General features: G+C 66.3%; 21 protein-coding genes and 6 tRNA genes. 20 read left to right on the plus strand and 7 right to left on the minus strand.

What is annotated here, in order from left to right; genetic code table 11:
• Nucleotides 1-47: 47 nt before the first annotated feature.
• Nucleotides 48-1541, minus strand: coding sequence for an aldehyde dehydrogenase family protein (locus K9D12_RS00660; protein WP_223059232.1), 1494 nt, complete (start codon nucleotides 1539-1541; stop codon nucleotides 48-50).
• Between the two features lie 74 nt (nucleotides 1542-1615).
• On the opposite strand from K9D12_RS00660, the gene K9D12_RS00665 reads away from it, so the two are divergent.
• The 3 genes from K9D12_RS00665 (at nucleotide 1616) to K9D12_RS00675 (ending at nucleotide 5507) form a co-directional block, all read left to right on the plus strand.
• Nucleotides 1616-2182 carry a TetR/AcrR family transcriptional regulator gene (locus K9D12_RS00665; RefSeq protein WP_129663726.1) on the plus strand — a complete coding sequence of 189 codons (567 nt, stop codon included), beginning with the start codon at nucleotides 1616-1618 and terminating at the stop codon, nucleotides 2180-2182.
• A 113-nt stretch (nucleotides 2183-2295) separates the two neighbouring features.
• The gene (locus tag K9D12_RS00670; RefSeq protein ID WP_240730121.1) at nucleotides 2296-3870 is read left to right on the plus strand and encodes an acyl-CoA carboxylase subunit beta; all 1575 of its coding nucleotides are present in this window, start codon (nucleotides 2296-2298) and stop codon (nucleotides 3868-3870) included.
• Nucleotides 3871-3881: 11 nt separating this feature from the next.
• Nucleotides 3882-5507: an AMP-binding protein gene (locus tag K9D12_RS00675; protein WP_225910754.1), complete on the plus strand. Its 1626-nt coding sequence runs from the start codon at nucleotides 3882-3884 to the stop codon at nucleotides 5505-5507.
• Nucleotides 5508-5576: 69 nt separating this feature from the next.
• Here the strand turns inward: K9D12_RS00675 and msrB are convergent, their stop codons facing one another.
• Nucleotides 5577-5999 (minus strand): peptide-methionine (R)-S-oxide reductase MsrB, encoded by a 423-nt coding sequence (gene msrB / locus K9D12_RS00680; RefSeq protein WP_047311545.1) that lies wholly within the window; start codon nucleotides 5997-5999, stop codon nucleotides 5577-5579.
• A gap of 125 nt (nucleotides 6000-6124) precedes the next feature.
• Between msrB and ligD the strand changes: the two genes are divergently transcribed.
• Nucleotides 6125-7183, plus strand: a complete 1059-nt coding sequence (gene ligD, locus K9D12_RS00685; protein WP_129663724.1) for a non-homologous end-joining DNA ligase — start codon at nucleotides 6125-6127, stop codon at nucleotides 7181-7183.
• Between the two features lie 197 nt (nucleotides 7184-7380).
• Here ligD and K9D12_RS00690 read toward each other — a convergent pair whose 3' ends face one another.
• Nucleotides 7381-9225 (minus strand): DUF4365 domain-containing protein, encoded by a 1845-nt coding sequence (locus tag K9D12_RS00690; RefSeq protein ID WP_223059233.1) that lies wholly within the window; start codon nucleotides 9223-9225, stop codon nucleotides 7381-7383.
• Between the two features lie 302 nt (nucleotides 9226-9527).
• Between K9D12_RS00690 and K9D12_RS00695 the strand changes: the two genes are divergently transcribed.
• Complete coding sequence (locus tag K9D12_RS00695; RefSeq protein ID WP_129663720.1) at nucleotides 9528-9848, plus strand: hypothetical protein; 321 nt, start codon at nucleotides 9528-9530, stop codon at nucleotides 9846-9848.
• Nucleotides 9849-9925: 77 nt separating this feature from the next.
• Here K9D12_RS00695 and K9D12_RS00700 read toward each other — a convergent pair whose 3' ends face one another.
• The gene (locus K9D12_RS00700) at nucleotides 9926-10978 is read right to left on the minus strand and encodes an ATP-dependent DNA ligase (RefSeq protein ID WP_129663718.1); all 1053 of its coding nucleotides are present in this window, start codon (nucleotides 10976-10978) and stop codon (nucleotides 9926-9928) included.
• Between the two features lie 37 nt (nucleotides 10979-11015).
• Here K9D12_RS00700 and K9D12_RS00705 point away from each other — a divergent pair, with 37 nt between their 5' ends.
• Both K9D12_RS00705 and K9D12_RS00710 read left to right on the plus strand, forming a co-directional pair.
• Nucleotides 11016-12188, plus strand: a complete 1173-nt coding sequence (locus K9D12_RS00705; protein WP_129663716.1) for an alpha/beta hydrolase — start codon at nucleotides 11016-11018, stop codon at nucleotides 12186-12188.
• A gap of 140 nt (nucleotides 12189-12328) precedes the next feature.
• Nucleotides 12329-13477 (plus strand): PPK2 family polyphosphate kinase, encoded by a 1149-nt coding sequence (locus tag K9D12_RS00710; protein ID WP_129663714.1) that lies wholly within the window; start codon nucleotides 12329-12331, stop codon nucleotides 13475-13477.
• Nucleotides 13478-13572: 95 nt separating this feature from the next.
• Here K9D12_RS00710 and glgX read toward each other — a convergent pair whose 3' ends face one another.
• Nucleotides 13573-15690, minus strand: a complete 2118-nt coding sequence (gene glgX, locus K9D12_RS00715; RefSeq protein WP_129663712.1) for a glycogen debranching protein GlgX — start codon at nucleotides 15688-15690, stop codon at nucleotides 13573-13575.
• Between the two features lie 109 nt (nucleotides 15691-15799).
• Here glgX and K9D12_RS00720 point away from each other — a divergent pair, with 109 nt between their 5' ends.
• The 13 genes from K9D12_RS00720 (at nucleotide 15800) to moaA (ending at nucleotide 22361) form a co-directional block, all read left to right on the plus strand.
• A complete protein-coding gene (locus K9D12_RS00720) occupies nucleotides 15800-16954 on the plus strand; it encodes a YihY/virulence factor BrkB family protein (RefSeq protein WP_223059234.1) in 1155 nt (384 codons plus the stop codon).
• 156 nt (nucleotides 16955-17110) lie between these two features.
• Nucleotides 17111-17183: transfer RNA gene (locus tag K9D12_RS00725), tRNA-Gly, on the plus strand.
• Nucleotides 17184-17221: 38 nt separating this feature from the next.
• Nucleotides 17222-17292, plus strand: a tRNA-Cys gene (locus tag K9D12_RS00730).
• Between the two features lies 1 nt (nucleotide 17293).
• Nucleotides 17294-17368 (plus strand) — tRNA-Val (locus tag K9D12_RS00735).
• Between the two features lie 100 nt (nucleotides 17369-17468).
• Nucleotides 17469-17855, plus strand: a complete 387-nt coding sequence (locus K9D12_RS00740) for a DUF5709 domain-containing protein (protein WP_129663710.1) — start codon at nucleotides 17469-17471, stop codon at nucleotides 17853-17855.
• Nucleotides 17856-17956: 101 nt separating this feature from the next.
• Nucleotides 17957-18032: transfer RNA gene (locus K9D12_RS00745), tRNA-Gly, on the plus strand.
• An 11-nt stretch (nucleotides 18033-18043) separates the two neighbouring features.
• Nucleotides 18044-18118, plus strand: a tRNA-Val gene (locus tag K9D12_RS00750).
• 61 nt (nucleotides 18119-18179) lie between these two features.
• A complete protein-coding gene (locus K9D12_RS00755; protein ID WP_129663873.1) occupies nucleotides 18180-19310 on the plus strand; it encodes a chorismate-binding protein in 1131 nt (376 codons plus the stop codon).
• Complete coding sequence (locus K9D12_RS00760; RefSeq protein WP_129663708.1) at nucleotides 19307-20149, plus strand: aminotransferase class IV; 843 nt, start codon at nucleotides 19307-19309, stop codon at nucleotides 20147-20149. Before K9D12_RS00755 ends, K9D12_RS00760 begins: the two co-directional genes overlap by 4 nt.
• A gap of 57 nt (nucleotides 20150-20206) precedes the next feature.
• A complete protein-coding gene (locus tag K9D12_RS00765) occupies nucleotides 20207-20653 on the plus strand; it encodes a TIGR02611 family protein (RefSeq protein ID WP_129663706.1) in 447 nt (148 codons plus the stop codon).
• Between the two features lie 61 nt (nucleotides 20654-20714).
• Nucleotides 20715-20791, plus strand: a tRNA-Val gene (locus tag K9D12_RS00770).
• A gap of 140 nt (nucleotides 20792-20931) precedes the next feature.
• Complete coding sequence (locus K9D12_RS00775; protein ID WP_118913216.1) at nucleotides 20932-21366, plus strand: molybdenum cofactor biosynthesis protein MoaE; 435 nt, start codon at nucleotides 20932-20934, stop codon at nucleotides 21364-21366.
• Entirely contained in the window at nucleotides 21363-22361 is a 999-nt protein-coding gene (gene moaA / locus K9D12_RS00780; RefSeq protein WP_129663704.1) for a GTP 3',8-cyclase MoaA, read from the plus strand. Before K9D12_RS00775 ends, moaA begins: the two co-directional genes overlap by 4 nt.
• Nucleotides 22362-22379: 18 nt before the next feature.
• On the opposite strand, the gene K9D12_RS00785 is transcribed toward moaA, so the two are convergent.
• Both K9D12_RS00785 and K9D12_RS00790 read right to left on the minus strand, forming a co-directional pair.
• Nucleotides 22380-22634 carry a DUF6457 domain-containing protein gene (locus K9D12_RS00785; protein WP_047311554.1) on the minus strand — a complete coding sequence of 85 codons (255 nt, stop codon included), beginning with the start codon at nucleotides 22632-22634 and terminating at the stop codon, nucleotides 22380-22382.
• Between the two features lie 128 nt (nucleotides 22635-22762).
• Entirely contained in the window at nucleotides 22763-23395 is a 633-nt protein-coding gene (locus K9D12_RS00790) for a molybdenum cofactor guanylyltransferase (protein WP_129663702.1), read from the minus strand.
• Nucleotides 23396-23494: the final 99 nt, after the last annotated feature.

The following is a 23494-nucleotide window of genomic DNA, read 5'->3' on the forward strand; positions in this document are numbered from 1 at the left end:
ACCGGGAGCGATATGTGTGCTGCTCGGCCCGAGGCGGGCGCGGCAGGTCAGCCCTCGCGGCCGCTGAACCAGTCGGCCGGTGCGGGGTCGATGTTGTGCCAGATGTGCTTGGTCTCGAGGTACTCGCCGAGTCCGTGCTCGCCGAGCTCGCGGCCGATACCGCTCTGCTTCATGCCGCCCCACTCGGCCTGCGGCACGTAGGGGTGGTAGTCGTTGATCCACACGGTTCCGTGACGCAGGCGGCGCGCCATGCGCTCGGCACGCCCGGCGTTCTCCGTCCAGACTGCGCCGGCCAGGCCGTAGATCGTGTCGTTCGCGATGGCGACGGCGGCGTCCTCGGCGGCCTTGGCGTCGTCGCCGGAGAACGTCTCGACGGTGAGCACGGGGCCGAAGGACTCGTCGTGGACGCAGCGCATCGAGCTGTCGCAACCGTCGAGGATCGTCGGCAGGTAGTAGGAGCCCTTCGCGAGCTCGCCCTCGCCGCGCTTGCCGCCGGTGAGCAGCTTCGCGCCGTCCTCGATGGCTTCCTTGACGTAGGTGGCGACCTTCTCGAGGTGGGCTTCGCTGATGAGCGGCCCGGTCTCGGCGTTGTCGTCGAACGGGCCGCCGAGGCGGATGAGTTCGGCGCGGCGCACGAGTTCGGTGACCACCTCGTCGTGGATGGACTCCTCGACGACGAGGCGCGTTCCGGCCGAGCAGACCTGGCCGGAGTCGAGGAAGACTGCCGTCAGGGCATTGTCGATGGCGGCCGGGATGTCGGCGTCGGCAAACAGGACGTTGGGGTTCTTGCCACCGAGTTCGAGGGCGATCTTCTTGACGGTCGGTGCGGCCGCTGCCATGATCGCGCGGCCGGTGACGAGGCCGCCGGTGAAGCTGACGAGGTCGACGTCCTCGTTCGTCGTCATCTCGGATCCGACCGTGGCGCCGGGCCCGGTGACGAGGTTCGCGACGCCGGCGGGCAGGCCCGCCTCGGCGAGGGCGTCCATGAGCCACATCGAGCTCTGCGGCGTCAGCTCGGCGGGCTTGAGGACGAAGGTGTTGCCGGCAGCGATGGCCGGGGCGATCTTCCAGGCCGTCTGCAGCAGGGGGTAGTTCCACGGCGTGATGAGCGAGCAGACGCCGACCGGTTCGGTGACGACGCGGCTCGCGACGTTGGGCATGCCGGTGTCGACGACGCGGCCGGCCTCCTTGTCGGCCAGAGCGGCGAAGTGACGGAAGACGCCGATGATGTCGTCCATGTCGTACTGGGACTCGACGAAGCGCTTGCCGGTGTCCTGCGACTCGACGCGGGCGACCTTGTCCTTGTCGCGCTCGAGCAGGTCGGCGAGCTTGTCGAGAATCGCGCCGCGCTCCTTGGCGGGCGTCGCGGACCAGGCGCCGTCGTCGAACGTGCGGCGGGCGGCCGCGATGGCCTTCTGCGCGTCCGCCTCGGCGCCTTCGCTCACCGTGATGACGTGGGATCCGTCGGCGGGGCAGGTGATCTCACGGGTCTCGCCGGATGCGGCCTCGACCCACGCGCCATCGATGTAAATGCTGGGCACGGTCACTCCTTCACTGATCGTCGTGATGAACGCTCGTTCTAGACCAACGATAACGCACGTTATATTCTGGCGCCATGGAACCCCGCAAACCCGTTCGCGAGCGCCTGCTCGACGCTGCCGACGCGCTGCTGTTCGTCGAGGGTGCCTTCGCCACGCCCGTCGACACGATCCTCAAGGCCGCGGGGGCGTCGCCGCCCAGCCTCTACTCGCACTTCGGGAACAAGGAAGGCCTCATCGCGGCGGCTCTGCATCGTCGGTACGAGGTGTGGAAGCAGGTCTGGGACGACGAGATCGCCGCAGCCCCGGACGACGCAGGGCGCGTGCTCGCGCTGTGGAACGCGTTGCGCACCTACCAATCCGAGCGGATGACGGAGCGCTGGTGCGCTTTCACCGGTACGGCTGCGGCGTTCCCCGACCCGGCGCCGGAACTGCGGGAGATCCTCGACCTCGAGACGGCGCTGTTGCGTGACAGGCTGCTCGAGACGGCCACCCCCATTGCGGGCGAACGAGCCGAAGCGTTGGCGTCTGCCCTCATGGTGACGTACGCGGGAACCATGGCGCTCATGCTGCGCGAGCCGTACGAGAAAGCGATCGACGAGGGGCGCGCCGGAGCGGCGTCCCTGTGCGCCGCCTACGCCTGACGACGATGTCTGATTCTGTAGACGTTGCGCGTCGTATGTGACGCCGAACGTCTACAAAATCGGCTGTTCGCGATCGACGTGCAGGGGATGGCTCAGCCTTTAGCGTGTGTGACGTGACACACGTGGAAGGGGACGGTGGGCCCGAGGAGAACCCGCTCGCCGCTGAACTCGACGAGCACCGCGCCCGGATCGCCGATGGGGCTCGCCCCGGGGCCATGGCCAAGCGCGCCGCCACCGGCCACCGCTCGGTGCGCGAGAACATTCGAGATTTCGTGGGCGCCGGAACGTTCCACGAGTACGGCTCGGCGACCATCGCCGCCCAACGCTCACGCCGCGACCTCGACGACCTCAAGGCGTCGACGCCCGCCGACGGCATGGTGACGGGTGTGGCGCGGGTACCGGTCGACGGCGGTGAGCTGACCTGCGTAGTGCTCGGGTACGACTACACCGTTCTCGCCGGAACGCAGGGCTACTTCAACCACAAGAAGACCGACCGCGCACTCGAGGTCGCGCGCGAGCGCCGACTGCCGGTCGTGCTCTTCGCCGAGGGCGGCGGCGGGCGTCCCGGTGACGTCGACGCGATGCTCGTCAGCGCCACGGGCCTCGACCTCGGCACCTTCGCGGCGCTCGGTGCGCTCAACGGCCTCGTCCCGACGGTCGCCGTCGTCACCGGCCGCTGCTTTGCCGGCAACGCGGCCATGGCGGGCACGTGCGACATCATCATCGCGACGGCCGACAGCTCGATCGGTATGGCGGGCCCCGCGATGATCGAGGGTGGCGGACTGGGCCGCGTCGCGGCAGACGAGGTCGGGCCGATGAGCGTCCAGGCCCCGAACGGGGTCGTCGATCTCGTTGTCGACGATGACGCGCAGGCCGTCGAAGCGGCGCGCGACTACCTCTGGTTGCTCTCCGGACTCCCTGGCACGGGCGAGGCGCCCGACCAACACGTGCTGACGACGCTCGTGCCCCAGCGCCGCAAGCTCGTCTACGACATCCGCACGGCCATCGAGACGCTCGCCGACGACGGCTTCATCCTCGAATTGCGGCCCGAATTCGCGCCGAATGCTGTCACCGCGCTCGTCCAGATCGGCGGACGCACCTGTGGCGTCATGGCCAACGACTGCGGTGTGCTCGGCGGGGCTATCGACGCGGCGGCCGGCGATAAGTTCGCGCGCTTCATGCAGTTGTGCGAGGGCTACGGCATCCCGCTTGTCTCCCTCTGCGACACACCGGGATTCATGGTTGGCCCCGACGCCGAGCGCGAGGGAACGGTACGGCACGTGAGCCGGATGTTCGTCGCAGGTGCGCGCCTCACGGTGCCGACGATCGTCGTCATCACCCGCAAGGGCTACGGCCTCGGGGCGATGGCGATGGCGTGCGGGGGCTTCCGACGAACGTCCGCCACACTCGCCTGGCCGACGGCGGAGATCGGAGCCATGGGACTCGAAGGAGCGGTGCGGCTCGGCTTCGCCAAGGAACTGGGCGCCATCGAAGACCCTGCGGCTCGTGAGGAGCGGTTCGAGGAACTCGTCGCGCAGCAGTACGAGCAGGGCAAGGCGCTCAACGCGGCACGCCTCGACGAGATCGACGAGATCATCCACCCCGCCGAGACCCGTGAGCGCATTCTTCAGCTCATCGGCGGATTCCCGGGCGAGCGCTCGACACGGCCGCACATCGACACCTGGTGAAGGAGCACAACATGGGGAAGAACACGATGACACTGGAGGCCTACCTTGACGACGTCAGGGCGCGGCAGTCACGCCACCGCGGGTCGGGGTGGAGCGACGAGGTCGACTACCCGATCGGTCGGGTGACCTTGCCCGCACACGTTGAGCACTGGGCGGGGGAGCGACCGGATCGGGTCGCCCTCGTCGACGGCCCGACGACGATGACGTACCGCGAACTCGACGACGCCCATCGTCGTGTCGCCGGGTGGCTTCGGGAGCACGGCGTGACGAAGGGTGACCGAGTTGCAGTGCACCTGGGCAACCGACACGAATTCGTTGTCACGTTCCTCGCGGTGTTGCGTCTCGGCGCGGTGCACGTGCCGGTGAACCCGATGTTCAGCGCCCACGAGGTGGCCCACGAGCTGCGCGACAGCGAGGCACGGATCATCGTGACGTCGTCGGTCACCGAGAAGCCGGCGCGTGACGGTGCGGCGCAGGTGGAGCACGAGTGCGAGGTCGTGGTGGTCGACGATGGCTCGTCCCGGATGACCGATGGGCCGCGCGTGGATGAAGACGCAGGGGAGTGGAATGCCCTCGCGGCGCTCAACTACACCGGTGGCACGACGGGTCTGCCGAAGGGTTGTTGTCACTCGCAGGGGGACATGGTCTACACAGCGGCGAGCACCGCACAGGCGAACGGCCTCGATGCCCACGGTGACTTCACGGCGTTGTGCTACCTGCCGATCTTCTGGATCGCCGGGGAGGATCTCGGCATCCTGCTCCCTGTCGTCCTCGGCGGTACGAGCGTTCTCTTGTCGCGGTGGAACGCCGACGCCGTGCTCGATGCCATTGAAGAGCACCACGTCCAGGTCATGGTCGGCACGGTCGAGAACTATCTCGAACTCATGGCGCGCGACGACATCGGCTCGCGCGATCTGTCGTCGCTCACCGATCCGCAGGCCGTCTCGTTCGTTCGCAAGATGACTCCTGAGGTGCGTGCCTCATGGACGGCTGCCGTCCCGGACGGCGGTGTGCTTCGTGAGGCCGCCTACGGCATGACGGAGACGCACACGATGGACACGAGCCCCTACGGGCTGCACGCAGACGACATGGACCTGCGTGCCGAGCCCGTTTTCTGCGGCCTGCCCGTGCCGGGAACCGACATCGCCGTCGTCGAATTCGGCACGCAGACACCGGTGCCCGTGGGCGAGACGGGCGAGATCATCGTCCGCAGCCCGTCGGTCACGAGTGGCTACTGGCGCAACGAGGGAGCCACCCGACGTCAGCTTGTCGACGGATGGCTCCACACCGGCGACAACGGACGTATCGACGACGAGGGCTTCGTGCACTATCTCGGACGCGACAAGGAGATGATCAAGGTCAAGGGGATGAGCGTGTTCCCGGCCGAGGTCGAGATGGCGGTGGCGGCTCATCCTGCCGTCGTAGCGTGCGCCGTCGTTGCAAAGCCCGACGACGAGACGGGGGAGCGCCCGGTCGCGTTCGTCACGGTCACCGAGGCGGTCGATGCCGACCGGCTGCGTGAGTTCGCTGCTGAGCGCTTGGCTGCCTACAAGGTTCCCGAGATCCGCGTCATCGAGGCGATGCCCATGACGCCGACCGGCAAGATCCGCAAGAACGAGTTGGGCGCACAAGGCTGAACCATGCTCGCCCACACAGATCGGGCCCTTCCACTGTGCACGTGGAGGGGCCCGATGTGTCGTGGTTGTTCAGTTCTCGTCGGCGGGCTCCAGCGTCATGCTGATCGAGTTGATGCAGAAGCGCTCGTCGGTCGGCGTCGGGTAGCCCTCGCCGCGGAAGACGTGGCCGAGGTGGCTGTCGCAGTTCGCGCACCGCACTTCGGTACGCACCATCCCCATGCTGCGGTCCTCGAGGAGCGTGACGTTCTCGGCGTCCTCGGGCGCGTAGAAGGACGGCCATCCGCAGTGGCTGTGGAACTTCTCCTTGCTGGTGAACAGCGTTGCGCCACAGGCACGGCAGCGATACGTGCCCGCCGTCTCGGTGTCGGTGTACTCACCCACGAACGGACGCTCGGTGCCTCCCTGGCGCAGGACGGCGTACTCCTCGGGCGTCAGCTTCTCGCGCCACTGCTCGTCGGTGGTGTCGTTCATGGTGCGGGGCAGGTCGCTCATGTCGCTCCTTCGCGGGTGGGGTGCAAAGTTCAACGTCGGGCGCTGCCCAGACCTTCCCGATGTTGCCTGGGAAACGCGGCATCGGTGACGCGGCGACCGCTCATCATCGGCTTAGGGTGGCGAACATGAGCGCTGCAGCCGTCGTCCTCGAGGTTCCCGGACCGGACGACGAGGTCCGCAAGGTCAAGGTCTCGAGTCCCGATCGCCTCGTCTATCCCGACGACGGGGTGACGAAGCTCGACGTCGTCGAGTACCTGCTCGCCGTCGCGGAGCAGTTCCTGCGATGGAGCGGTGACCGGCCCATCGCATTGGAGCGCTACCCGAAGGGCCTCGGGGAGAAGCCGTTCTTCTCGAAGAACCCGCCGAAGGGCGCACCCGCCTACGCGCGTTCGGTGATGTGCACCTACCCCAGCGCGCGGGCGCACGAGCAACTCGTGCTCGACGAACCGGCGATGCTCGCGTGGTGTGCGCAGATGAACACGGTGACGTTCCACCCGTGGCCGGTGAAGGCCGAGGACAACGACAACCCGGACGAGTTGCGCATCGACCTCGACCCGCAGCCGGGTCGTGACTTCACGGACGCCGTCGAAGCGGCGTTCGCGCTCAAGGAACTCATGGAGTCGCTCGGGTTCACTCCGTTCGTCAAGACGTCCGGCAACCGCGGTGTCCACGTCTACTCGCGCATCGCGCCGACGCACGAGTTCCTCGACGTTCGCCACGGCGTCATCGGAATAGCACGGGAGCTAGAACGGCGTTTGCCTGACCTCGTGACGACCGAGTGGTGGAAGGAGTTGCGCGGCGAGAAGGTGTTCGTCGATTTCAACCAGGCCAACCGCGACCGCACGATCGCCGCCGCCTACTCGCCGCGCCCGCTCGCCGGGGCGCCGGTGTCGATGCCGGTGATGTGGTCCGAGCTTCGCGACGTGAGGCCGAGCGACTTCACGGTCCGAACCGTGCCGGAGATCGTCGCCGAACGCGGGGATGCGTGGGCGCCCACCGGCGGCGCCTCGATGAACGATCACGTCGGCGATGTGGCGGCTGCCATCGCGCTGTGGGACGCCGACGTCGAGCGTGGCCTGCCCGAGATGCCGTTCCCACCCGACTACCCGAAGATGCCCGGTGAGCCTCCGCGCGTGCAGCCGAGCCGCGCGAGGAAGGCGAGCGGTCGAAAGCCCGCGGTGTGAGAACCAAACGGAGGAGCGACGCGAAAAGACCAACGCCATCGGTGGGTTGCGTGAGGGCTCGCTACTGCAGACAGCACCGAGGGCGACCATACGGGAAACGAATAGAGCAGAATATTCCAGATCGTCTACGTCGACAGTTAATGAATTGACTGGCAAAATTTACCTTGGAATTTGCTGGGACGGTCGATAATAGGCCATCATTTTTGAGTCGGTCGCGACAGGCTTGTGAGGAGGGCGTCTACGCGTTCTGAGATTTTTTTCCGGATTGTAGAGCTAGCCTCTCTCACGATCGTTCTCATGAATTCCTGCGGGTTCTTGCTGATTCCTAGGATCACTGCTAGGTCGACAAGAGTTTTAGATGTCTGGTCTTGCGCATCAGAATCAACTCCATAGCGCGCGGCGACCTCCATGCAAAAGTGCGCCCATAGCGGCGCGCTATTGCGCAAATATAAAAAAACAAAGATTGGCTCGGGCTCAGGCTTAAGTGCTATCCAGTGGGGCAGGGACAACGCATCTCGTTCCTTCAAGTGCCTTTCCGCCCGCTCTGCAGTCACCTCAACTGTCGCTGGATCATCGTTGGCGGCGCCCTCTCTGTGCTGGGCTGTGACCTCTAAGACCTCAACTACTTGGCAGCAGGCCAATCGAACTAGTAAGCCCAGTGCCTCGTCCTCACTTGCGGGTGAGGCGTCTTCAGGAAATATGCGCTGGTACTCGGTAACCGCTGTTTCAAACTGCCCCGACTGGAGGAGCGAGTCCAGATATCGTCCCCTGACCTCGTCAAATGAATCTGGGCAGTTCTCTAGCCACCGCTCGTAAGTTTCGACAAGCTCAAGGACACGCCCAGTGATATCCGCCGCTAGGGCGCGTTTTTCGTAAGAAAATTTTTCCTTTAACATCTCCGGGCGGACTGAAGCGGCCGCGTCAAGATGCGTTACGGCGTCTTGGATGAGATGTGGCGCGCAACCGAAGGCCCAATCCACCATGAATCTTAATTCATCATTATGAGTCTCCTGGGCTAACGTGTGCAGGTCAACCAGTCGCGCTAGAAGCAATGCCCCCTCATACGTGTGATTGGGCGATATTTCACCAGAGAGGACGCCCGACGTAAAAAGGCGCACCGCCGAGAGAGCGATAAGCGCGTCCACGAAGAGATTCGATTCTTCAGTGTCTAGGCAAATTAGTTCACAGAGGCGCGAAATGTCCGAGTTTGCATCGTAAATGTCCGCGAGCCCGCCACGAATATCGGGGGACCATAGAATGGGGGCGTTCGCAGATTCGCGTGCCAGTTGATACGCCTCGGCTGGTCGCCCCAGAGCCAGCAGGAGCAATGCAATGGACAGTGACATGTCGAGAAGCGTTGTTTCCGGCGATATCTCGTAATTGTGCAAAGTTATCGACGCCAGCCCGCCCGGGGCTTCCAGGCGCACATCCTTTTCGCTGACAAGGATGTGGAAATTCCCACCCTTCGGGACGGGAGTGGCCGGCCCGCCATTCTCACCGAAAAGGGCGCGAAGAAGATCGGACTCCCGCCGCGCAGGACAGGATGGGTCGAAATTCGCAGAGACGGTTGGGGGCAGGTTCTCGCGCCTCCGCACAGATAGCCACGTCTTGACGTGGCCCAGAATGCCGCTAACGTCGTTAAGCTCGTCACTCTCGTCGAACGACATCGTGCTCGAGGCTGCCGGGTAATTGGGGTACGTGTCGTGGTGGTCTGCCCACCTGCCGTAGAGCTTGGAGGTCTCAATGTCCACTAGCACTATGAGTGTGGGCGAATGGGTTCTGGACCTCTCCGTCCAATCATTAAGCGTCTCAATTCTAATTGGAACGGAACGTTTGCTTGCTGTGTCGGTTGTTCCTTTTATCTGAGCGTTAAACATGAGGGGCTCGAGTTTTCCGCCCACGAAAATCTCGACGATCGCGTCGGTCCCGTAGTCCTTGGTGCCGTCGACATTGATAACATTCCACCCGGCGCGTTCAAAGAACGCTTCAGCGATCGAGAACGCCACGGCGCCAATTCTCTGGGATTCGGTCTTGGTCGCCATGTTGATGCCCCAAAGGTCCTGTGCAAATGATTGAAAATCATACCAGTCAAGCGGCGGTCGCGCTTGCTCGTTAGGGCTTTTTCATATGGGACCTCGAGCGGGGCGTGCCGCCCAAGGGTCCAGGAGCTTGACGACGCTAGGCCTGCACGCATTGGCTCGGCGATGCCCTCTCCTTTCATGGGTCTGCCTACCGGCGCAGCGCGATCCCGGCTCTGGGTCCTAGCCCATCAGGGGAGCCGGCGGCGCGTGAGTTCAGTCAAGTCAGATTGACATGGGTGCGAGGCCGCTCCTACGATCATGGAATGCCAAAGATCAGCAAGCCGTTGCCGCAGGAACTGCGCGGCATCTCGGAGAAGTCCGTCGAGGAGGCGGCCGCTCGCATCATGGAAGGCTTCCGTGTGCAGACGCACCTGTTCACCAAGGACGAGCTCGAGGGCCTCGCGATGCTCAACAACCTCATGAGCGACACCATCAAGTGGGTCGTCGCCGAGCGACGCGCCAAGGGTGACTCGTGGTCGCAGATCGGGTCGAGCCTCGGCATCAGCAAGCAGGCCGCGCAGCAGCGCTTCGGCAAGAAGGCGCCCGCGCCCGTCGTCGACGAGGACGTCGCGATCAGCGTCTGACGCCCCCGCTTCATTCGGGCGAAAAACGATTCACTGAGCGCCCCGCGTCGGCTCCGCCACACAGTGACGGCCGCGCGTCAGGAGGAGCGCAGCACCCGCCCCAAGTCGTAGGCCGGTGCTCGATCGACCTGGTCCATGGTGCACGACTCCGGCTCCCGGTCCGGGCGCCACCGCAGGAACGTCACCGCGTGACGGAAGCGGTGGCCCTCCAACTGGTCGAACGCCACCTCCACGACCCGTTCAGGGCGCACCCTGACGAAGGAGACGTCCTTCGACGCACTGAAGCGTGAACGGTCCGTCTCACCGGTCACCGCGCCACCCTCCTCGTCGCGCACGACGAACGGCTCCAACTCCTCGACGAGTTCCTGGCGCCGCTTCCCGGTGAACGCACTGATACCGCCGACGTTGTAGAGCCTTCCGTCGTCGGCGTAGAGACCCAACAAGAGCGAGCCGACACCCGAACCGCTCTTGTGCACCCGATACCCGACGAGCACGGCCTCCGCGGTGCGCTTGTGCTTGACCTTGATCATGGTGCGCTTGTTCTGCTCGTAGGCGCCGTCGTCGAGCTTGGCAACGACGCCGTCGAGCCCGGCGCCCTCGAACTCCTCGAACCAACGCTGCGCCTCGGCAGGGTCGTCGGTCGTGCGGGTGAGGAACAGCGAATCCGAGTCCGGCAAGTCGGCGAACACCGCCTCGAGCCGTGCGCGGCGCTCGGTGTAGGGCAGGGCAGTGAGATCCTCGTCGCCCAGTGCGAGCAGGTCGAAAGCGATCACCTGCGCGGGCGTCTCGGTGGACAGCTTCTCGATGCGCGAGGCCGCAGGGTGAATCCGCTGACCGAGCGCGTCCCAGTTGAGGCGCTGCGCGCCCGGCTCGCCGCTCGTCACGACGATCTCCGCGTCGAGAACGATCCGCTCCGGCAGAACCCCGAGCAGGTGCTCCACCACCTCGGGGAAGTAGCGCGTGAGCGACTTCGTGCCGCGTGACTGCAACTCGACCTCGTCGCCGTCCCGCGCCACGATGCAACGGAATCCGTCCCACTTGGGCTCGTACGTGTAGCCGGCGTCGGTGGGCACGCGCGTCGCCGCCTTGGCCAGCATCGGCGCGACGGGGAGATCGAGAGGCAGATCCATGCCGACCATTCTCGCGCGCCGGTGAAAGGATGGGAACGTGCAACGTCCATCTGCTCGCCGTTCCCTGGCCATCGGCGCGATCGTCGGTGGCTCCCTCGCTGCCACGACCTCGCTCGCGTCCGTGGCCGTTGCCGCGTTCTTCGCGCGCAAACTCGTCACGCCGGAGCGCGAACGTCCGGATGACGCAATGGTGCTCACCGTCAGACATGGCCGCGACGGACGTGTCACCTCCGCGGTCTTCGCCCCGACCGTCGAGTCCCGCGCCCCGGGCCGCTATGGGCTCTTCTGGGACAACGAACGCGGTCACGCCCGAATCGGCGAGGTGCTCGGCGAGACCGAGCACGGCGACATCATCCGTCGCGTCGACTCGGTCACCCGCGGCGACCTCGCACCCGGGCGCGCCCGGTGGAGCGGCTGGTACGTCGACGGGTCACCCCAGGACGCCTACGGCATCGAGACCGAAGACGTCGTCCTCGAAACCGAGTACGGGCCCGCGCCCGCATGGGTGACACACGCCGGGGACGGTCAGCGCTGGGCCGTTCTCGTCCACGGGCGTGGCGCGCGTCGCGGCGAAACCCTGCGTGCCGTACCGGTGCTTCACGACCTCGGTATCACCTGCGTTGTCACGAGCTACCGCAACGACTTCGAGGGCCCGCCGAGCCTCGACGGGCGTTACGGCCTCGGACTCACCGAGTGGAAGGACGTCGAGACCGCCGTTCAGTACGCCCTCGCGCACGGCGCCACGAGCGTCGATCTGCTCGGGTGGTCCATGGGTGGCGCCATTACGATGCAGTTCCTCGCACGCTCCGAATTCGCACCGTTCGTGCACAAGGTCGTGCTCGACGGTCCGGTGCTCGACTGGGCTGATGTCATGCTCCACCACGCGCGTGCCAATCGCGTGCACCCCAGCCTCGCGACGCTGTCCGGGTTCCTCCTCGGAAGCCGCACGAGCCGGCACACCATCGGGGTGAGCGAGGCCGTCGACATCAAGCTGACGAACTGGGTCGAGCGCGCCGACGAACTCGTCAAGCCGATGCTCGTCATCCACTCCGTCGACGACGAGTTCGTGCCGTACGGGCCGAGCGCGGCCGTCGCTGCGGCGCGCCCGGATCTCGTGCGCTGGGAACGTTGGGAGGTCGCGCGACACGTGCGCGAGTGGAACACCGACCCGGAGCGCTGGGAGACGGTCGTTCGCGACTACCTCGCCTGACGAGCCGGGGCTCTGCCCACCTCAACGGACGCCGAGGCCTTCTGCGCGCGAACGAGAGTCGGCGAATCACCGCACGAAGATGACGCCGGTTGAGCGCCGAACCATAGCGAGACACGTCGCGTTCTGTGATGATGACAAGCATGGGCAAGAACAAGGACAACGCGTCCGCCAAGGCCGACGCCGACACGAAGTCGAAGAAGCGTGACGACGAACTGACCTCGAGCGACACGAAGAAGGTCGCCGAGCAGGCATCGGAGAAGGCCGCGAAGGCCAAGGCGAAGGCCGAAAAGGCTCCTGCCAAGAAGAAGGGCAGCGCCAAGAAGGCCTCGTCGAAGCCCGCCACCGAAGCCGCGAAGAAGGCCAAGAAGGACGAGGCAGTCAAGGCCGCGAAGAAGGTCGGCAAGGACAAGTCGACGAAGAAGTCGAAGAAGTCGAAGAAGAAGCACACGGCGCAGCTGAGCGACTTCACCTCGGCGCTCAAGGTGACGCCCGGCTTCTCCCTGGCCGACCTCGACGCGAGCAGCACCCCCGCGTTCGACGGCGACCAGAAGAAGGCCGAGAAGCTCATGCGCAAGACCGGCGAGGAACTCGCCGACCTGCAAGAGCGTCTCTACGCCAGTGAGCGTCACCCCGACGGTCGGAGCGTCCTCCTCGTCGTTCAGGGCATGGACACCTCGGGCAAGGGCGGCATCATGCGCCACGTCATCGGCAGCATCGACCCGCAGGGCGTTGAGCTCACGTCGTTCAAGGCACCGACGAAGGAGGAGCAGGCTCACCCGTTCCTCTGGCGCATCCGCAACGCTCTGCCGAAGCCCGGCTACATCGGCGTCTTCGACCGCAGCCAGTACGAGGACGTGCTCATCGTGCGTGTCCACGACCTCGTTTCGCGCCCGGTCTGGATGCGTCGCTACGGACAGATCAACGCCTTCGAGGAGTCGACCGTCGCCAAGAACACGACGATCATCAAGGTGATGCTCCACATCGACGCCGACGAGCAGAAGGCGCGGCTGGCCGAGCGACTCGACAACCCGGAGAAGTTCTACAAGTTCAACCCGGGCGACCTCAAGGAACGCGCCTACTGGCCCGAGTACCAGGATGCCTACCAGGCAGTGCTCGAGCGCACGTCGACGGACATCGCGCCCTGGTTCGTCGTTCCGGCGAACAACAAGTGGTACGCGCGCCTGGCCGTGCAGCAGTTGCTCCTCGAGCACCTGCGCTCGCTCGACCTCACGTGGCCCGAAGCGACGTTCGACGTCGAGGAGCAGAAGGCCGCGCTCGCGCAGCTGTGAGAGCGGACACCGGTCAGCGCCGAAACGACGAAGGCCGTCGCCGTCCGAAGTGGACGGTGACGGCCTTCGTCGCGTTCAGCTCAAGGAGCGAACGCTCACTCGGCATCGCGCGGTGCCTGCAGCACGGCGACGGTGCGCGCCGGCAGCTTCACCTGCTCGCCCTCGTTCCACTCGCTGTTCTCCTGTTCGTCGTCCTGCGAGCTCGTGATGGCGAAGCTCCAGTCCGCCTCGCGCACGACGTCGGGAATGGTGAACTCCGCTTCCTCGTGTCCGGGGTTGAAGAACATGAGGAAGTGGTCGTCGACGACCGGCTGACCCTTGGCGTCGTTCGTGTGGATGGCGTCGCCGTTGAGGTAGACCATGAGGGTGCCGGCACCGGAGGTCCAATCCTCGTCCTGCATTTCCTCGCCGCTCGCGCGGAACCACACGATGTCGCCCCACTCGCTGCGTCCGCCGTGCTGCGCCTCACCGGCGAAGAAGCGACGACGCTGGAACGAGGGGTGCTCACGTCGCAGCGCGATGAGCTGCTTGGTGAACTCGAGCAGTGAGCTGCGGCGCTCGTCGAGATCCCAGTCGATCCAGGAGAGTTCGTTGTCCTGGCAGTAGGTGTTGTTGTTGCCGTCCTGGGTGCGGCCGAGCTCGTCCCCGTGCAGCACCATCGGCACACCCTGCGACAGGAGCAGCGTCGTGAGGTGGTTGCGGATCTGACGCTCGCGCAGCGCGAGCACGCCTTCGTCGTCTGTCTCGCCTTCGACGCCGCAGTTCCAGGACCGGTTGTGGCTCTCGCCGTCGTTGTTGTCCTCACCGTTGGCGTCGTTGTGCTTCTCGTTGTACGACACGAGGTCGCGCATCGTGAAGCCGTCGTGCGCCGTGACGAAGTTGATCGACGCGATCGGGCGGCGACCCGAGTGGGCGTACAGGTCGCTCGAACCCGTGAGGCGTGAGGCGAACTCGCCGAGTGAACCCGGTTCGCCGCGCCAGTAGTCGCGCACGGTGTCGCGGTACTTGCCGTTCCACTCCGTCCACAGGGGCGGGAAGTTGCCGACCTGGTAGCCGCCGTCACCGACGTCCCACGGCTCGGCAATGAGCTTGACCTGGCTGATCACCGGGTCCTGCTGGATGATGTCGAAGAAAGCGCTCAGGCGGTCGACCTCGTGGAACTGACGCGCAAGGGTGGCGGCGAGGTCGAAGCGGAAGCCGTCGACGTGCATCTCGTTCACCCAGTAGCGCAGCGAGTCCATGATGAGCTGCAGCACGTGCGGGCTGCGCATGAGCAGCGAGTTACCCGTGCCGGTGGTGTCGAAGTAGTGCGCCTTGTTGTCGTCGACGAGGCGGTAGTACGCCTCGTTGTCGAGACCGCGGAATCCGAGCGTCGGTCCGTTCTCGTTGCCCTCCGCGGTGTGGTTGTACACGACGTCGAGGATGACCTCGATGCCGGCCTCGTGCAGGGCCTTGACCATCGCCTTGAACTCGGTGACCTGCTGGCCGCGCGACCCCGACGCCGAGTAGGAGTTGTGCGGCGCCAGGAAGCCGATCGTGTTGTAGCCCCAGTAGTTCGTCAGGCCCTTCTCCACCAGCGTCGTGTCCTGCACGAACTGGTGCACGGGCATGAGCTCGATGGCCGTGATGCCGAGGTCGACGAGATGGCCCACGATCGCGGGGTGACCGACGGCGGCGTACGTGCCACGAATCTCCTCGGGCACGTCCGGGTGCGTCATCGTCAGGCCCTTGACGTGGGCTTCGTAGATGACGCTCTCGTGGTACTCGTGCTGCGGCGGGTGGTCGTGACCCCAGTCGAAGTACGGGTTGATGACGACGCTCAACATCGTGTGGCCGAGCGAGTCCTCGTCGTTGCGCTTCTCCGGCGAGAGGAAGTAGTAGCTGAACAGCGACTCGTCGCCGTCGATCTGGCCGTCGATGGCCTTGGCGTAGGGATCGAGCAGCAGCTTGTTGACGTTGCAGCGCTGACCGTCCTCGGGGGAGTAGGGGCCCTCGACGCGATAGCCGTAACGCTGACCGGGCTGGACGCCGGGCAGGTAGGCGTGCCAGACGTGGCCGTCGACCTCCGTCAGTTCGATGCGCTGCTCCTTGAGATCTTCGTCGATGAGGCAGAGGTACATTTTCTCCGCGACCTCGGAGAAGATCGCGAAGTTGACGCCGGTGCCGTCGAACGTGGCACCGAGGGGGTAGGGCTTGCCCGGCCAGATATCCATGGGCTTTACCTAACCACGAGCAGGGGACAACCCTCGATTCGAGTACTTTCGGGTGGACGCTCGGGCGTGGCAGCACGAATTCGGGCCGTTGGGTCGCTAATTTTGCGGCGTGAGTGAGCAACCGGTCGTGGAGGAGCCCTCCCGATTCCGCACGTTCGCTCGCACCTGGGCCCGCCGTGTGCCGGGCCTCTACGCACTCATCCGCCTCGTGCTCGTCACGGTGCGCCAGTGCATGCGCTACCGCGTGACGGGTCTCGCCTCGGAGGCCGGATTCTTCGCCCTGTTGTCGTTCCCGCCCCTCGTCTACGGGCTGCTCGGCGTCATGGGTTACGTCGGTCAGGCGCTCGGCGGCCGAACGGTCGACGAGATCACCGGCTCCATCGAGGCCTCGATGGCGAGCGTGCTGTCGGGCGAGGCCCTGCAGAACGTTCTCATGCCGACCCTGCAGGACGCCCTCGACGGCGGCCGCCCCGATGTCGTCTCGATCGGGTTCCTCATCTCGCTGTGGTCCGGTTCGCGCATGGTGAACGTCATCATCGACACCGTCTCGATCATGTACGGCCAGGGTGGGGAGCGCGGCATCGTGCGGACGCGCATGCTCTCGGTCGCCCTCTATTTCTGCGCGCTGCTCGTCATGGGTGTCGTGTTGCCGCTCATCGTGCTCGGCCCGGACCTGCTCGGACGCCTCCTGCCGCCGGGCTTCCTGTTCCTTCTGTCGTTGTACTGGCCGGTGGTCGGCGGCCTGACGATCGTGGCCTTCGCCACGCTCTACTACATCGCCACGCCGATCCGGACGCCGTGGGTGCGCGACCTGCCCGGAGCCGCCTTCACGCTCGTCGCGTGGGTCGTCATCTCGGTCTTCCTGCGTAACTGGCTGTCGGCTTCGGTGGGCGGCATCTCGATCTACGGGCCCCTCGCCGCGACGATCATCGTGCTCATCTGGTTGTACTTCCTCGCGATCTCGGTGCTCATCGGCGCGGCCCTCAACTCGGCCGTCGCGCGCCTGTGGCCGGTTGCCTCGGCGCCCAAGGGCGTGCGTGCGCGCACGAAGGGCCTCATCGAGGAGCAGGTGGCCAGGGTCCGCTCCCGCGTCCTCGAGACGAGTGATCGCCCGTACGACCAGGAGGACCTCGACTCCCTCGGCGCGAGCCACGTGCGTCCCGAGGGGGAGCGAACCCCCGCGCGGCTCACGGCGGCCGACGGTGCCCATGACGAGGCCGCAGGCACTGAAACGCAGGACGACGCGGAGCGTCGCTCGGCCTGAGCTGCCGGTGAGTGCGGGCGGTGGACGAGGCGATCTCGTGCCCGCGGCGGTGCCTGCCCTGGGCCGAGGCCCCCTGCGCCTGCGACAAGTTGGCGCCCGCGACAGGGATGGGTTAGAGTTTCACCTCGTTGCGACGCGCACTGCGCGAAGCTTCAGGCGGACATAGCTCAGTTGGTAGAGCGCAACCTTGCCAAGGTTGAGGTCGCCGGTTCGAGCCCGGTTGTCCGCTCTGTGTCTTCTTGGACACGTGCGAGATTTTACTCGCGTGGTGGAGTGGCCGAGAGGCGAGGCAACGGCCTGCAAAGCCGTCTACACGGGTTCAAATCCCGTCTCCACCTCGGGCGATTGGCGCAGCGGTAGCGCGCTTCCTTGACACGGAAGAGGTCACTGGTTCAAACCCAGTATCGCCCACCAGTTCGATGACGATCCCCGCAGCCCTTCCGCTGCGGGGATCGTTCGCGTTTCGGTCCGGCTCCCACGTCGATCCGCCGGAGCCGCCTGTCATGATGGCCCCATGACTAACCACGAAGACGAAGGCACCCTGAGCGAATTCGCCGACCAGGCTTCGGCGGCGGACGACATGAGCGGCCGCGAGTACGAAGAGGCCCTCGACGCCGGCATCACGGCCCCTGAGAAGGAGCCCCGCTGGGCCGACCACGGCGGCACCGAGACCCTCGACGAGCGCCTGGCCGAGGAAACGCCGGACGTCGACCCCGACTCCGCGTACGGCAACCCCGACGGTGTCTCGGAGGAGGTGGACGCACGCGAGGCCGGTCGTCTCGTCGCCCCGGACGAGGGCGAACGAGAGGACGAGGAGAAGGACCTCGTTGCGTCCGACGAGGGTTACGCCGGCGGTGACGAGAGCGCCGAGGAGTCGGCGATCCACGTCGTCGAGGAGTGAGCGAAGCCGCCTGAGCGCTGCGCACACCCGCGATTTGGTGAACGATCGATGAACCGGGTAACGTTCTCGTCGTTGCCGAGACCATGAGGTCGAGGAAACAGGCGGACATAGCTCAGTTGGTAGAGCGCAACCTTGCCAAGGTTGAGGTCGCCGGTTCGAGCCCGGTTGTCCGCTCCAATCCCGTTCTCGGGCGATTGGCGCAGCGGTAGCGCGCTTCCTTGACACGGAAGAGGTCACTGGTTCAAACCCAGTATCGCCCACCACCACGAAACACCCCCGGCCGAGCGCCGGGGGTGTTTTCGTATGTTCTAGCCTTGCGGCGTGATGGACGGTATCGAGCAGGCGCACGGCGAACGCGCCCTGTTCCGCGCGGTGAGTGCGTGGGGTGTGGAGTCCGTCCACGACGACCTCGCCGTGCTCGACGAGCCGGCGTTCCACGCGCTGGTCGTCACCTTCGAGGGCCGGGTCACGGCGGCGCGGTTGCGTCACGTCGTCCACCACGAAGATCGCGCGTGGGCAGGGGCTCTCGAGGCGCGACTGGGAAGCGATGAGCCCGATCACCAGGCATCGACGGTGGCGCAAGGCGCCTGGAGCACGAGCCTCGACCGCGGGGCCTACGAACGCGGCGTCGCTGCGATCCGGGACGACATCGCACGGGGCCGCGTTTACCAGGTCAATCTCTGCCGTGTTCTCGAGCGGGACGGCGCAGACGGTGCCGAACGCGACGATCTCGATCGCCTCTTCGCAGACCTCCTCGTCGACAATCCGGCGCCCTACGCGTGCCGCATCGACGTCGAGGGGCACGTCGACATCGCAAGCGCCTCGCCCGAGCTCTTCCTGGCGCGTGAGGGGAGCGCGCTGACGTCGGCACCGATCAAGGGCACCGCCTCGACGCTCGAGCGCATGCTCGCGAAGGACGCCACGGAGAACATCATGATCACCGACCTCGTGCGCAACGATCTGCAGCGCGTCTGTCGGCCGGGAACGGTCAGCGTCGACGGTCTGCTCGAGGCCCAGCACCACCCGGGGCTCGTTCATCTCGTGTCGACCGTGCGTGGGCAGATGCGCGACGGTGTCCGCTGGCCCGAGGTCTTCGACGCCACCTTCCCGCCAGGGTCGGTCTCGGGCGCTCCGAAGAGCAGTGCGCTGGACGTCATCGCCGAACTGGAGACCGCCCCGCGCGGCCCCTACTGCGGCGCGATCGGGTGGGTTGACGGCACAACCGGGCAGGCTGAACTCGCCGTCGGAATCCGGACGTTTTGGCGCGAGAACGGTCGCGAAATACACCGAAACGAATCGGCCTCCGGGCCGATAGTCTCTGGTGGTGTGTCGTTCGGTGCGGGTGCGGGAATCACCTGGGATTCCGACCCCGGCACCGAGTGGCACGAGACCGAACTTAAGGCACGTCGACTGTTGGGCATCGCTGATGGCCGACACACTAGGAGGAATGCATGAGCGTCCGAATCTGGGTCGAAGGTCGACGCGTCGACGACGGTGCCGCCATCTCGCCGATCGATCACGGCGTGACGGTCGGGGACGGCGTCTTCGAGACCGCCAAGGTGGAGAATGGCCGTGTCTTCGCGCTGGAGATGCACCACGACCGCATGGACCGCTCGCTCGCCGGCCTGGGGCTGCCCAAGCTCGACCGAGCCAAGGTCGACGACGGCATCGCCGCCGTGCTCGAAGGTGACCAGATCGATTTCGGGCGTCTGCGCTACACGGTGACGGGCGGCGTCGGGCCGCTCGGTTCCGACCGCGGCGACGCCCCGCCGACCCACATCGTCACCGCTTCCGCCGTACCGCGCCCGGCGCCGACGACCAAGATCGCGACCGTGCGTTGGACGCGCAACGAGAACTCGGCGGTCGCCGGACTCAAGACGACCTCGTACGCCGAGAACGTCGTCGCACTGGCCGCCGCGAAGCAGAACGGTGGCAGCGAGGCGATCTTCGCGAACACCCTCGGGAACCTGTGTGAGGGCACGGGCTCCAACATTTTCGTCGTACTGGGGGAGCGCGTCGTCACGCCGCCGCTCGAGGACGGCCCCCTCGCAGGCATCACCCGTGACCTCGTCATCCGCTGGGGCCGTGAGGCCGGCATCGAGATCGTCGAAGAGCCGCTGAGCTTCGATGTCCTCACGGAATGCGATGAGGCGTTCCTCACGTCCTCGACGCGAAACGTGCAGGGGATTCACGCCATCAACGAACGGCAGTTGGGCGAGGAGGGCACGCCGGGCCGCGTCACCGCACGACTTGCCGAGGTGTTCTCCGAGCGTCAGGACGAGCTCCTCTCCTGACACGCTGTTCACCCGTCAAGGTGCACGAAGGCGCTGCGCCTCGTAGGCTTCCTTGCCATGCACGAGGAGCAGGCACACGGGGCGACGCCCGTCGACGGAGGCGATCGCGATCGCTGGGAGTGGCGACGACGCATCCGCGCCAACCCGCGAAGCGCGCAGATCTACCGGATGGCGGTGGCCATCTTCGGTCTCATCGTCGTCCTCATCGGCATCATCCTGCTGCCGTTCCCGGGGCCCGGCTGGGTCATCATCTTCATCGGGCTGGGTATCTGGGCGAGTGAGTTCGAGTGGGCCCAGAACCTGCTCAAGTGGGTGCGCGGCACCGTCGAGGCCTGGTGGGACTGGCTCGAGAAGAAGGGCTTATGGGCCAAGGCCATCGCAGGTCTTCTGACGTTCGCGCTCGTGCTGGCCATCTTCTGGGCGATGTTCGCCGTCTCCGGCGTGCCGGGCTGGTTCCCCGACTTCGCCAAGGACCTCCTCGCGAAGGTGCCCGGCCTGGGCTGAGCGGCCCGTGGCCGGTTTGGTGTCGGGCAGGAGTTCGACTAATGTTTCCCGCGCACCACACGGATGTATAGCTCAGTTGGTTAGAGCGTTCGCTTCACACGCGAGAGGTCAGGGGTTCGAGTCCCTTTACATCCACCATAGATAACGCGGAATCCTTCGGGTTCCGCGTTTTTGGTACCCATCGCTTACCCAGGTGTGGGCCACCGGGCGTTGAACTGGCTGGGATAGCCTGATGCAATGCGTTGTCACCGTTCGAGCATCTTTGGCGGCGGGCGCTGATGCCGGTCCTCATCGCCGACGTCGTCGACGCGCCGCTCGATCTGCAGGCCCACCTCGACGCCGTCGAGGACGCCCGTCAGGGAGCCACCGCGAGCTTCGTCGGAGCGGTCCGCAACCACGACCCGCAGATCGACGGTGAGGTCACGCACCTCGACTACTCGGCCCACCCCAGCGCCAGCGAGACGATGGCGCACATCGCGTCCGACGTAGCCGCGCGGCTCGACCCTGACGGTGTCGCCCGCATCGCCGTCACGCACCGGGTCGGACGCCTCGGCGTCGGGGACATCGCGATCGTCGCAGCGGTGTCGTCACCGCACCGGGCCCTGGCGTTCGCGTTGTGCAACGAACTCGTCGAAGAGGTGAAGCGCTCCCTGCCGATCTGGAAGCACCAGCACAACACCGACGGCGACGACGTCTGGTCGGGCCTGACATGACCCACGGGCTGGTCGATTCCTTCGGGCGCGTCCACCGCGACCTGCGCATCTCGCTCACGGACAAGTGCAACCTGCGCTGCACCTACTGCATGCCGGCGGACGGTGTGCCGCTCGCACCGAAACCGACGCTGCTCACCCTCGAGGAGATGCTCACCATCGCGCGCGTTGCGGTGGAGGCCGGCATCGCCGAGATCCGGCTCACCGGGGGAGAGCCGCTTCTGCGCCCCGACATCGTCGCCATCGTCGAAGGTCTCGCGGCACTCGAGGGGCCGGAGGGGCACCCCGAGATCTCGATGACGACGAACGGCATCGGCCTTGCCCGTCTCGCGGAACCGCTTCGGGAAGCGGGACTTGCGCGGCTCAACGTCAGCCTCGACACCCTCGACCCGGAGCGCTTCAAGACGATGACCCGTCGGGGCCGCTTCGACGACGTCATGGCCGGTCTCGACGCCGCCCGCGCTACCGGTTTCGAGCCGATCAAGGTCAACACCGTGCTGCTGCGCGGTGAGAACGACGACGAAGCGAACGACCTGCTCGAGTGGGCGATCCGTGAAGGCTACGAACTGCGCTTCATCGAGCAGATGCCGCTCGACGGCGGGCACATCTGGTCGCGGACCGAGATGATCACGGGCGCCGAGATCCTCGATGCCCTGCGCGCGCACCACACGCTCACGGAGGTGCCTGGCCGCGGTGCCGCACCGGCCGAACTGTTCGAGGTCGACGGCGGACCCGCCCGCGTCGGCGTCGTCGCGAGCGTCACCATGCCGTTCTGCGGGGCGTGCGACCGCCTGCGCCTCACCTCCGACGGCCAGCTGCGCTCGTGCCTGTTCTCGCGCACGGAGACGAACCTGCGCGACATCCTGCGCTCCGGCGCGAGCGACGACGACATCACCGCGAAGATCCACGAGTGCCTCGCAAGCAAGCTGCCCGGACACGGCATCAACGAGCCAGGCTTCCTGCAGCCGCCACGCCCGATGAGTGCCATCGGCGGCTGAGTCGATCAGCGCACGACGTCAGTCGGTGAGCGGAACCCGGTCCGCGATTTCGCGCTGAGCCGCGGCGTCCACGGGCTCGCCCCGCTCGAGGCGTCGCCCGACGGCGATGCCGAGGAGGTAGCTCGAGACCGGCGCCAGTGGCCGCGTCACCTCGTGCGAGACGTTCTTCGACAGCTCGTGGACGAGATCGATGTCGATATCTGCCGGGTCGAGGTCCAGCGCGGTGCAGGCCTTCTCGACCCAGCGGGTCCACTGCTCGGGGTGGGTGCTCATGGGTCACCATGATGTCAGCGCACTGTCGTCATCCCGGTGGGCAGACTTCGACGCGGTTGGGCCGAGGCCGAGTCGGCCCAAGCGCAGGAGAGTCGGCCCAAGCGACCGCCGCGACATCGGGACGGGAGTCAGGCCGGCCGCTGCGGGTCGAGGCGTTCGGTCCACGCGGCGTGGTCGGCCCACGTGTCGATGTCGTGCCACTCCGGGCCTGCCGGACGTACGAGGACGAGATCGAGCCCGGCGAACAGCGCACGCATCGAGAGGTTCGTCGCGGCGGATGCGTTGACGGCGGCGCGCACCGCGGCCGTCCGGTATAGCCCGAGCATCCACTGCGCGCGCCCGTCGGCGTCGGTGAGGACGAACCCGTCAACATCAGCGACGCCATCAGCGTCGCCACCAGCTGCGCGGGCGTCGAGCAGGCGACGCACCGCGTCGCCAGCCCCCGGCACGTCGCAGCCCAGGAGCAGTGTCCAGGAGGCCGGGTCGGTAATCGATGTCAGGCCTCGGGCGAACCCGGCGGCGGGGCCCGATCCGGCCGGTTCCTCCTGGGTGAGGACCGCGCGTGAGGGGAGTGGCGCCGAGGTTCGACCGACGACGACGAGCGTCCGCGCGCCCCGAGCAGCGTTCAGCGAGGCGTCGACGAGTGGGTGCCCTCCGAGGTCGAGAGCGGCCTTGTCGACGCCGCCGAGACGCGAACCGCGGCCGCCGACGAGGACGACCGCGTCGAAGCTCGTTCCGGCCTGTCCCGCAGCGGTATCCATGCCCCCATCATGCCCGCAAGCGCCGGCGCCCCCGATAGTCTGGAACGCGCCCATGAACGCGCGAATGAGTAGGTATGCGATTGTTTTGCATAACTAGTC

The sequence above is a fragment of the Dermacoccus sp. Tok2021 genome (assembly GCF_019895135.1).
GTDB lineage: Bacteria > Actinomycetota > Actinomycetes > Actinomycetales > Dermatophilaceae > Dermacoccus > Dermacoccus abyssi.

Excerpts from the sequence above, each read along its gene's own strand:
- K9D12_RS00665 (WP_129663726.1), top strand. The coding sequence starts at position 1,616 with ATGGAACCCCGCAAACCCGTTCGCGAGCGCCTGCTCGACGCTGCCGAC.
- K9D12_RS00675 (WP_225910754.1), top strand. The coding sequence starts at position 3,882 with ATGGGGAAGAACACGATGACACTGGAGGCCTACCTTGACGACGTCAGG.
- msrB (WP_047311545.1), bottom strand. The coding sequence starts at position 5,999 with ATGAGCGACCTGCCCCGCACCATGAACGACACCACCGACGAGCAGTGG.
- ligD (WP_129663724.1), top strand. The coding sequence starts at position 6,125 with ATGAGCGCTGCAGCCGTCGTCCTCGAGGTTCCCGGACCGGACGACGAG.
- K9D12_RS00690 (WP_223059233.1), bottom strand. The coding sequence starts at position 9,225 with ATGGCGACCAAGACCGAATCCCAGAGAATTGGCGCCGTGGCGTTCTCG.
- K9D12_RS00695 (WP_129663720.1), top strand. The coding sequence starts at position 9,528 with ATGCCAAAGATCAGCAAGCCGTTGCCGCAGGAACTGCGCGGCATCTCG.
- K9D12_RS00700 (WP_129663718.1), bottom strand. The coding sequence starts at position 10,978 with ATGGATCTGCCTCTCGATCTCCCCGTCGCGCCGATGCTGGCCAAGGCG.
- K9D12_RS00710 (WP_129663714.1), top strand. The coding sequence starts at position 12,329 with ATGGGCAAGAACAAGGACAACGCGTCCGCCAAGGCCGACGCCGACACG.
- glgX (WP_129663712.1), bottom strand. The coding sequence starts at position 15,690 with ATGGATATCTGGCCGGGCAAGCCCTACCCCCTCGGTGCCACGTTCGAC.
- K9D12_RS00740 (WP_129663710.1), top strand. The coding sequence starts at position 17,469 with ATGACTAACCACGAAGACGAAGGCACCCTGAGCGAATTCGCCGACCAG.
- K9D12_RS00755 (WP_129663873.1), top strand. The coding sequence starts at position 18,180 with ATGGACGGTATCGAGCAGGCGCACGGCGAACGCGCCCTGTTCCGCGCG.
- K9D12_RS00760 (WP_129663708.1), top strand. The coding sequence starts at position 19,307 with ATGAGCGTCCGAATCTGGGTCGAAGGTCGACGCGTCGACGACGGTGCC.
- K9D12_RS00765 (WP_129663706.1), top strand. The coding sequence starts at position 20,207 with ATGCACGAGGAGCAGGCACACGGGGCGACGCCCGTCGACGGAGGCGAT.
- K9D12_RS00775 (WP_118913216.1), top strand. The coding sequence starts at position 20,932 with ATGCCGGTCCTCATCGCCGACGTCGTCGACGCGCCGCTCGATCTGCAG.
- moaA (WP_129663704.1), top strand. The coding sequence starts at position 21,363 with ATGACCCACGGGCTGGTCGATTCCTTCGGGCGCGTCCACCGCGACCTG.
- K9D12_RS00785 (WP_047311554.1), bottom strand. The coding sequence starts at position 22,634 with ATGAGCACCCACCCCGAGCAGTGGACCCGCTGGGTCGAGAAGGCCTGC.
- K9D12_RS00790 (WP_129663702.1), bottom strand. The coding sequence starts at position 23,395 with ATGGATACCGCTGCGGGACAGGCCGGAACGAGCTTCGACGCGGTCGTC.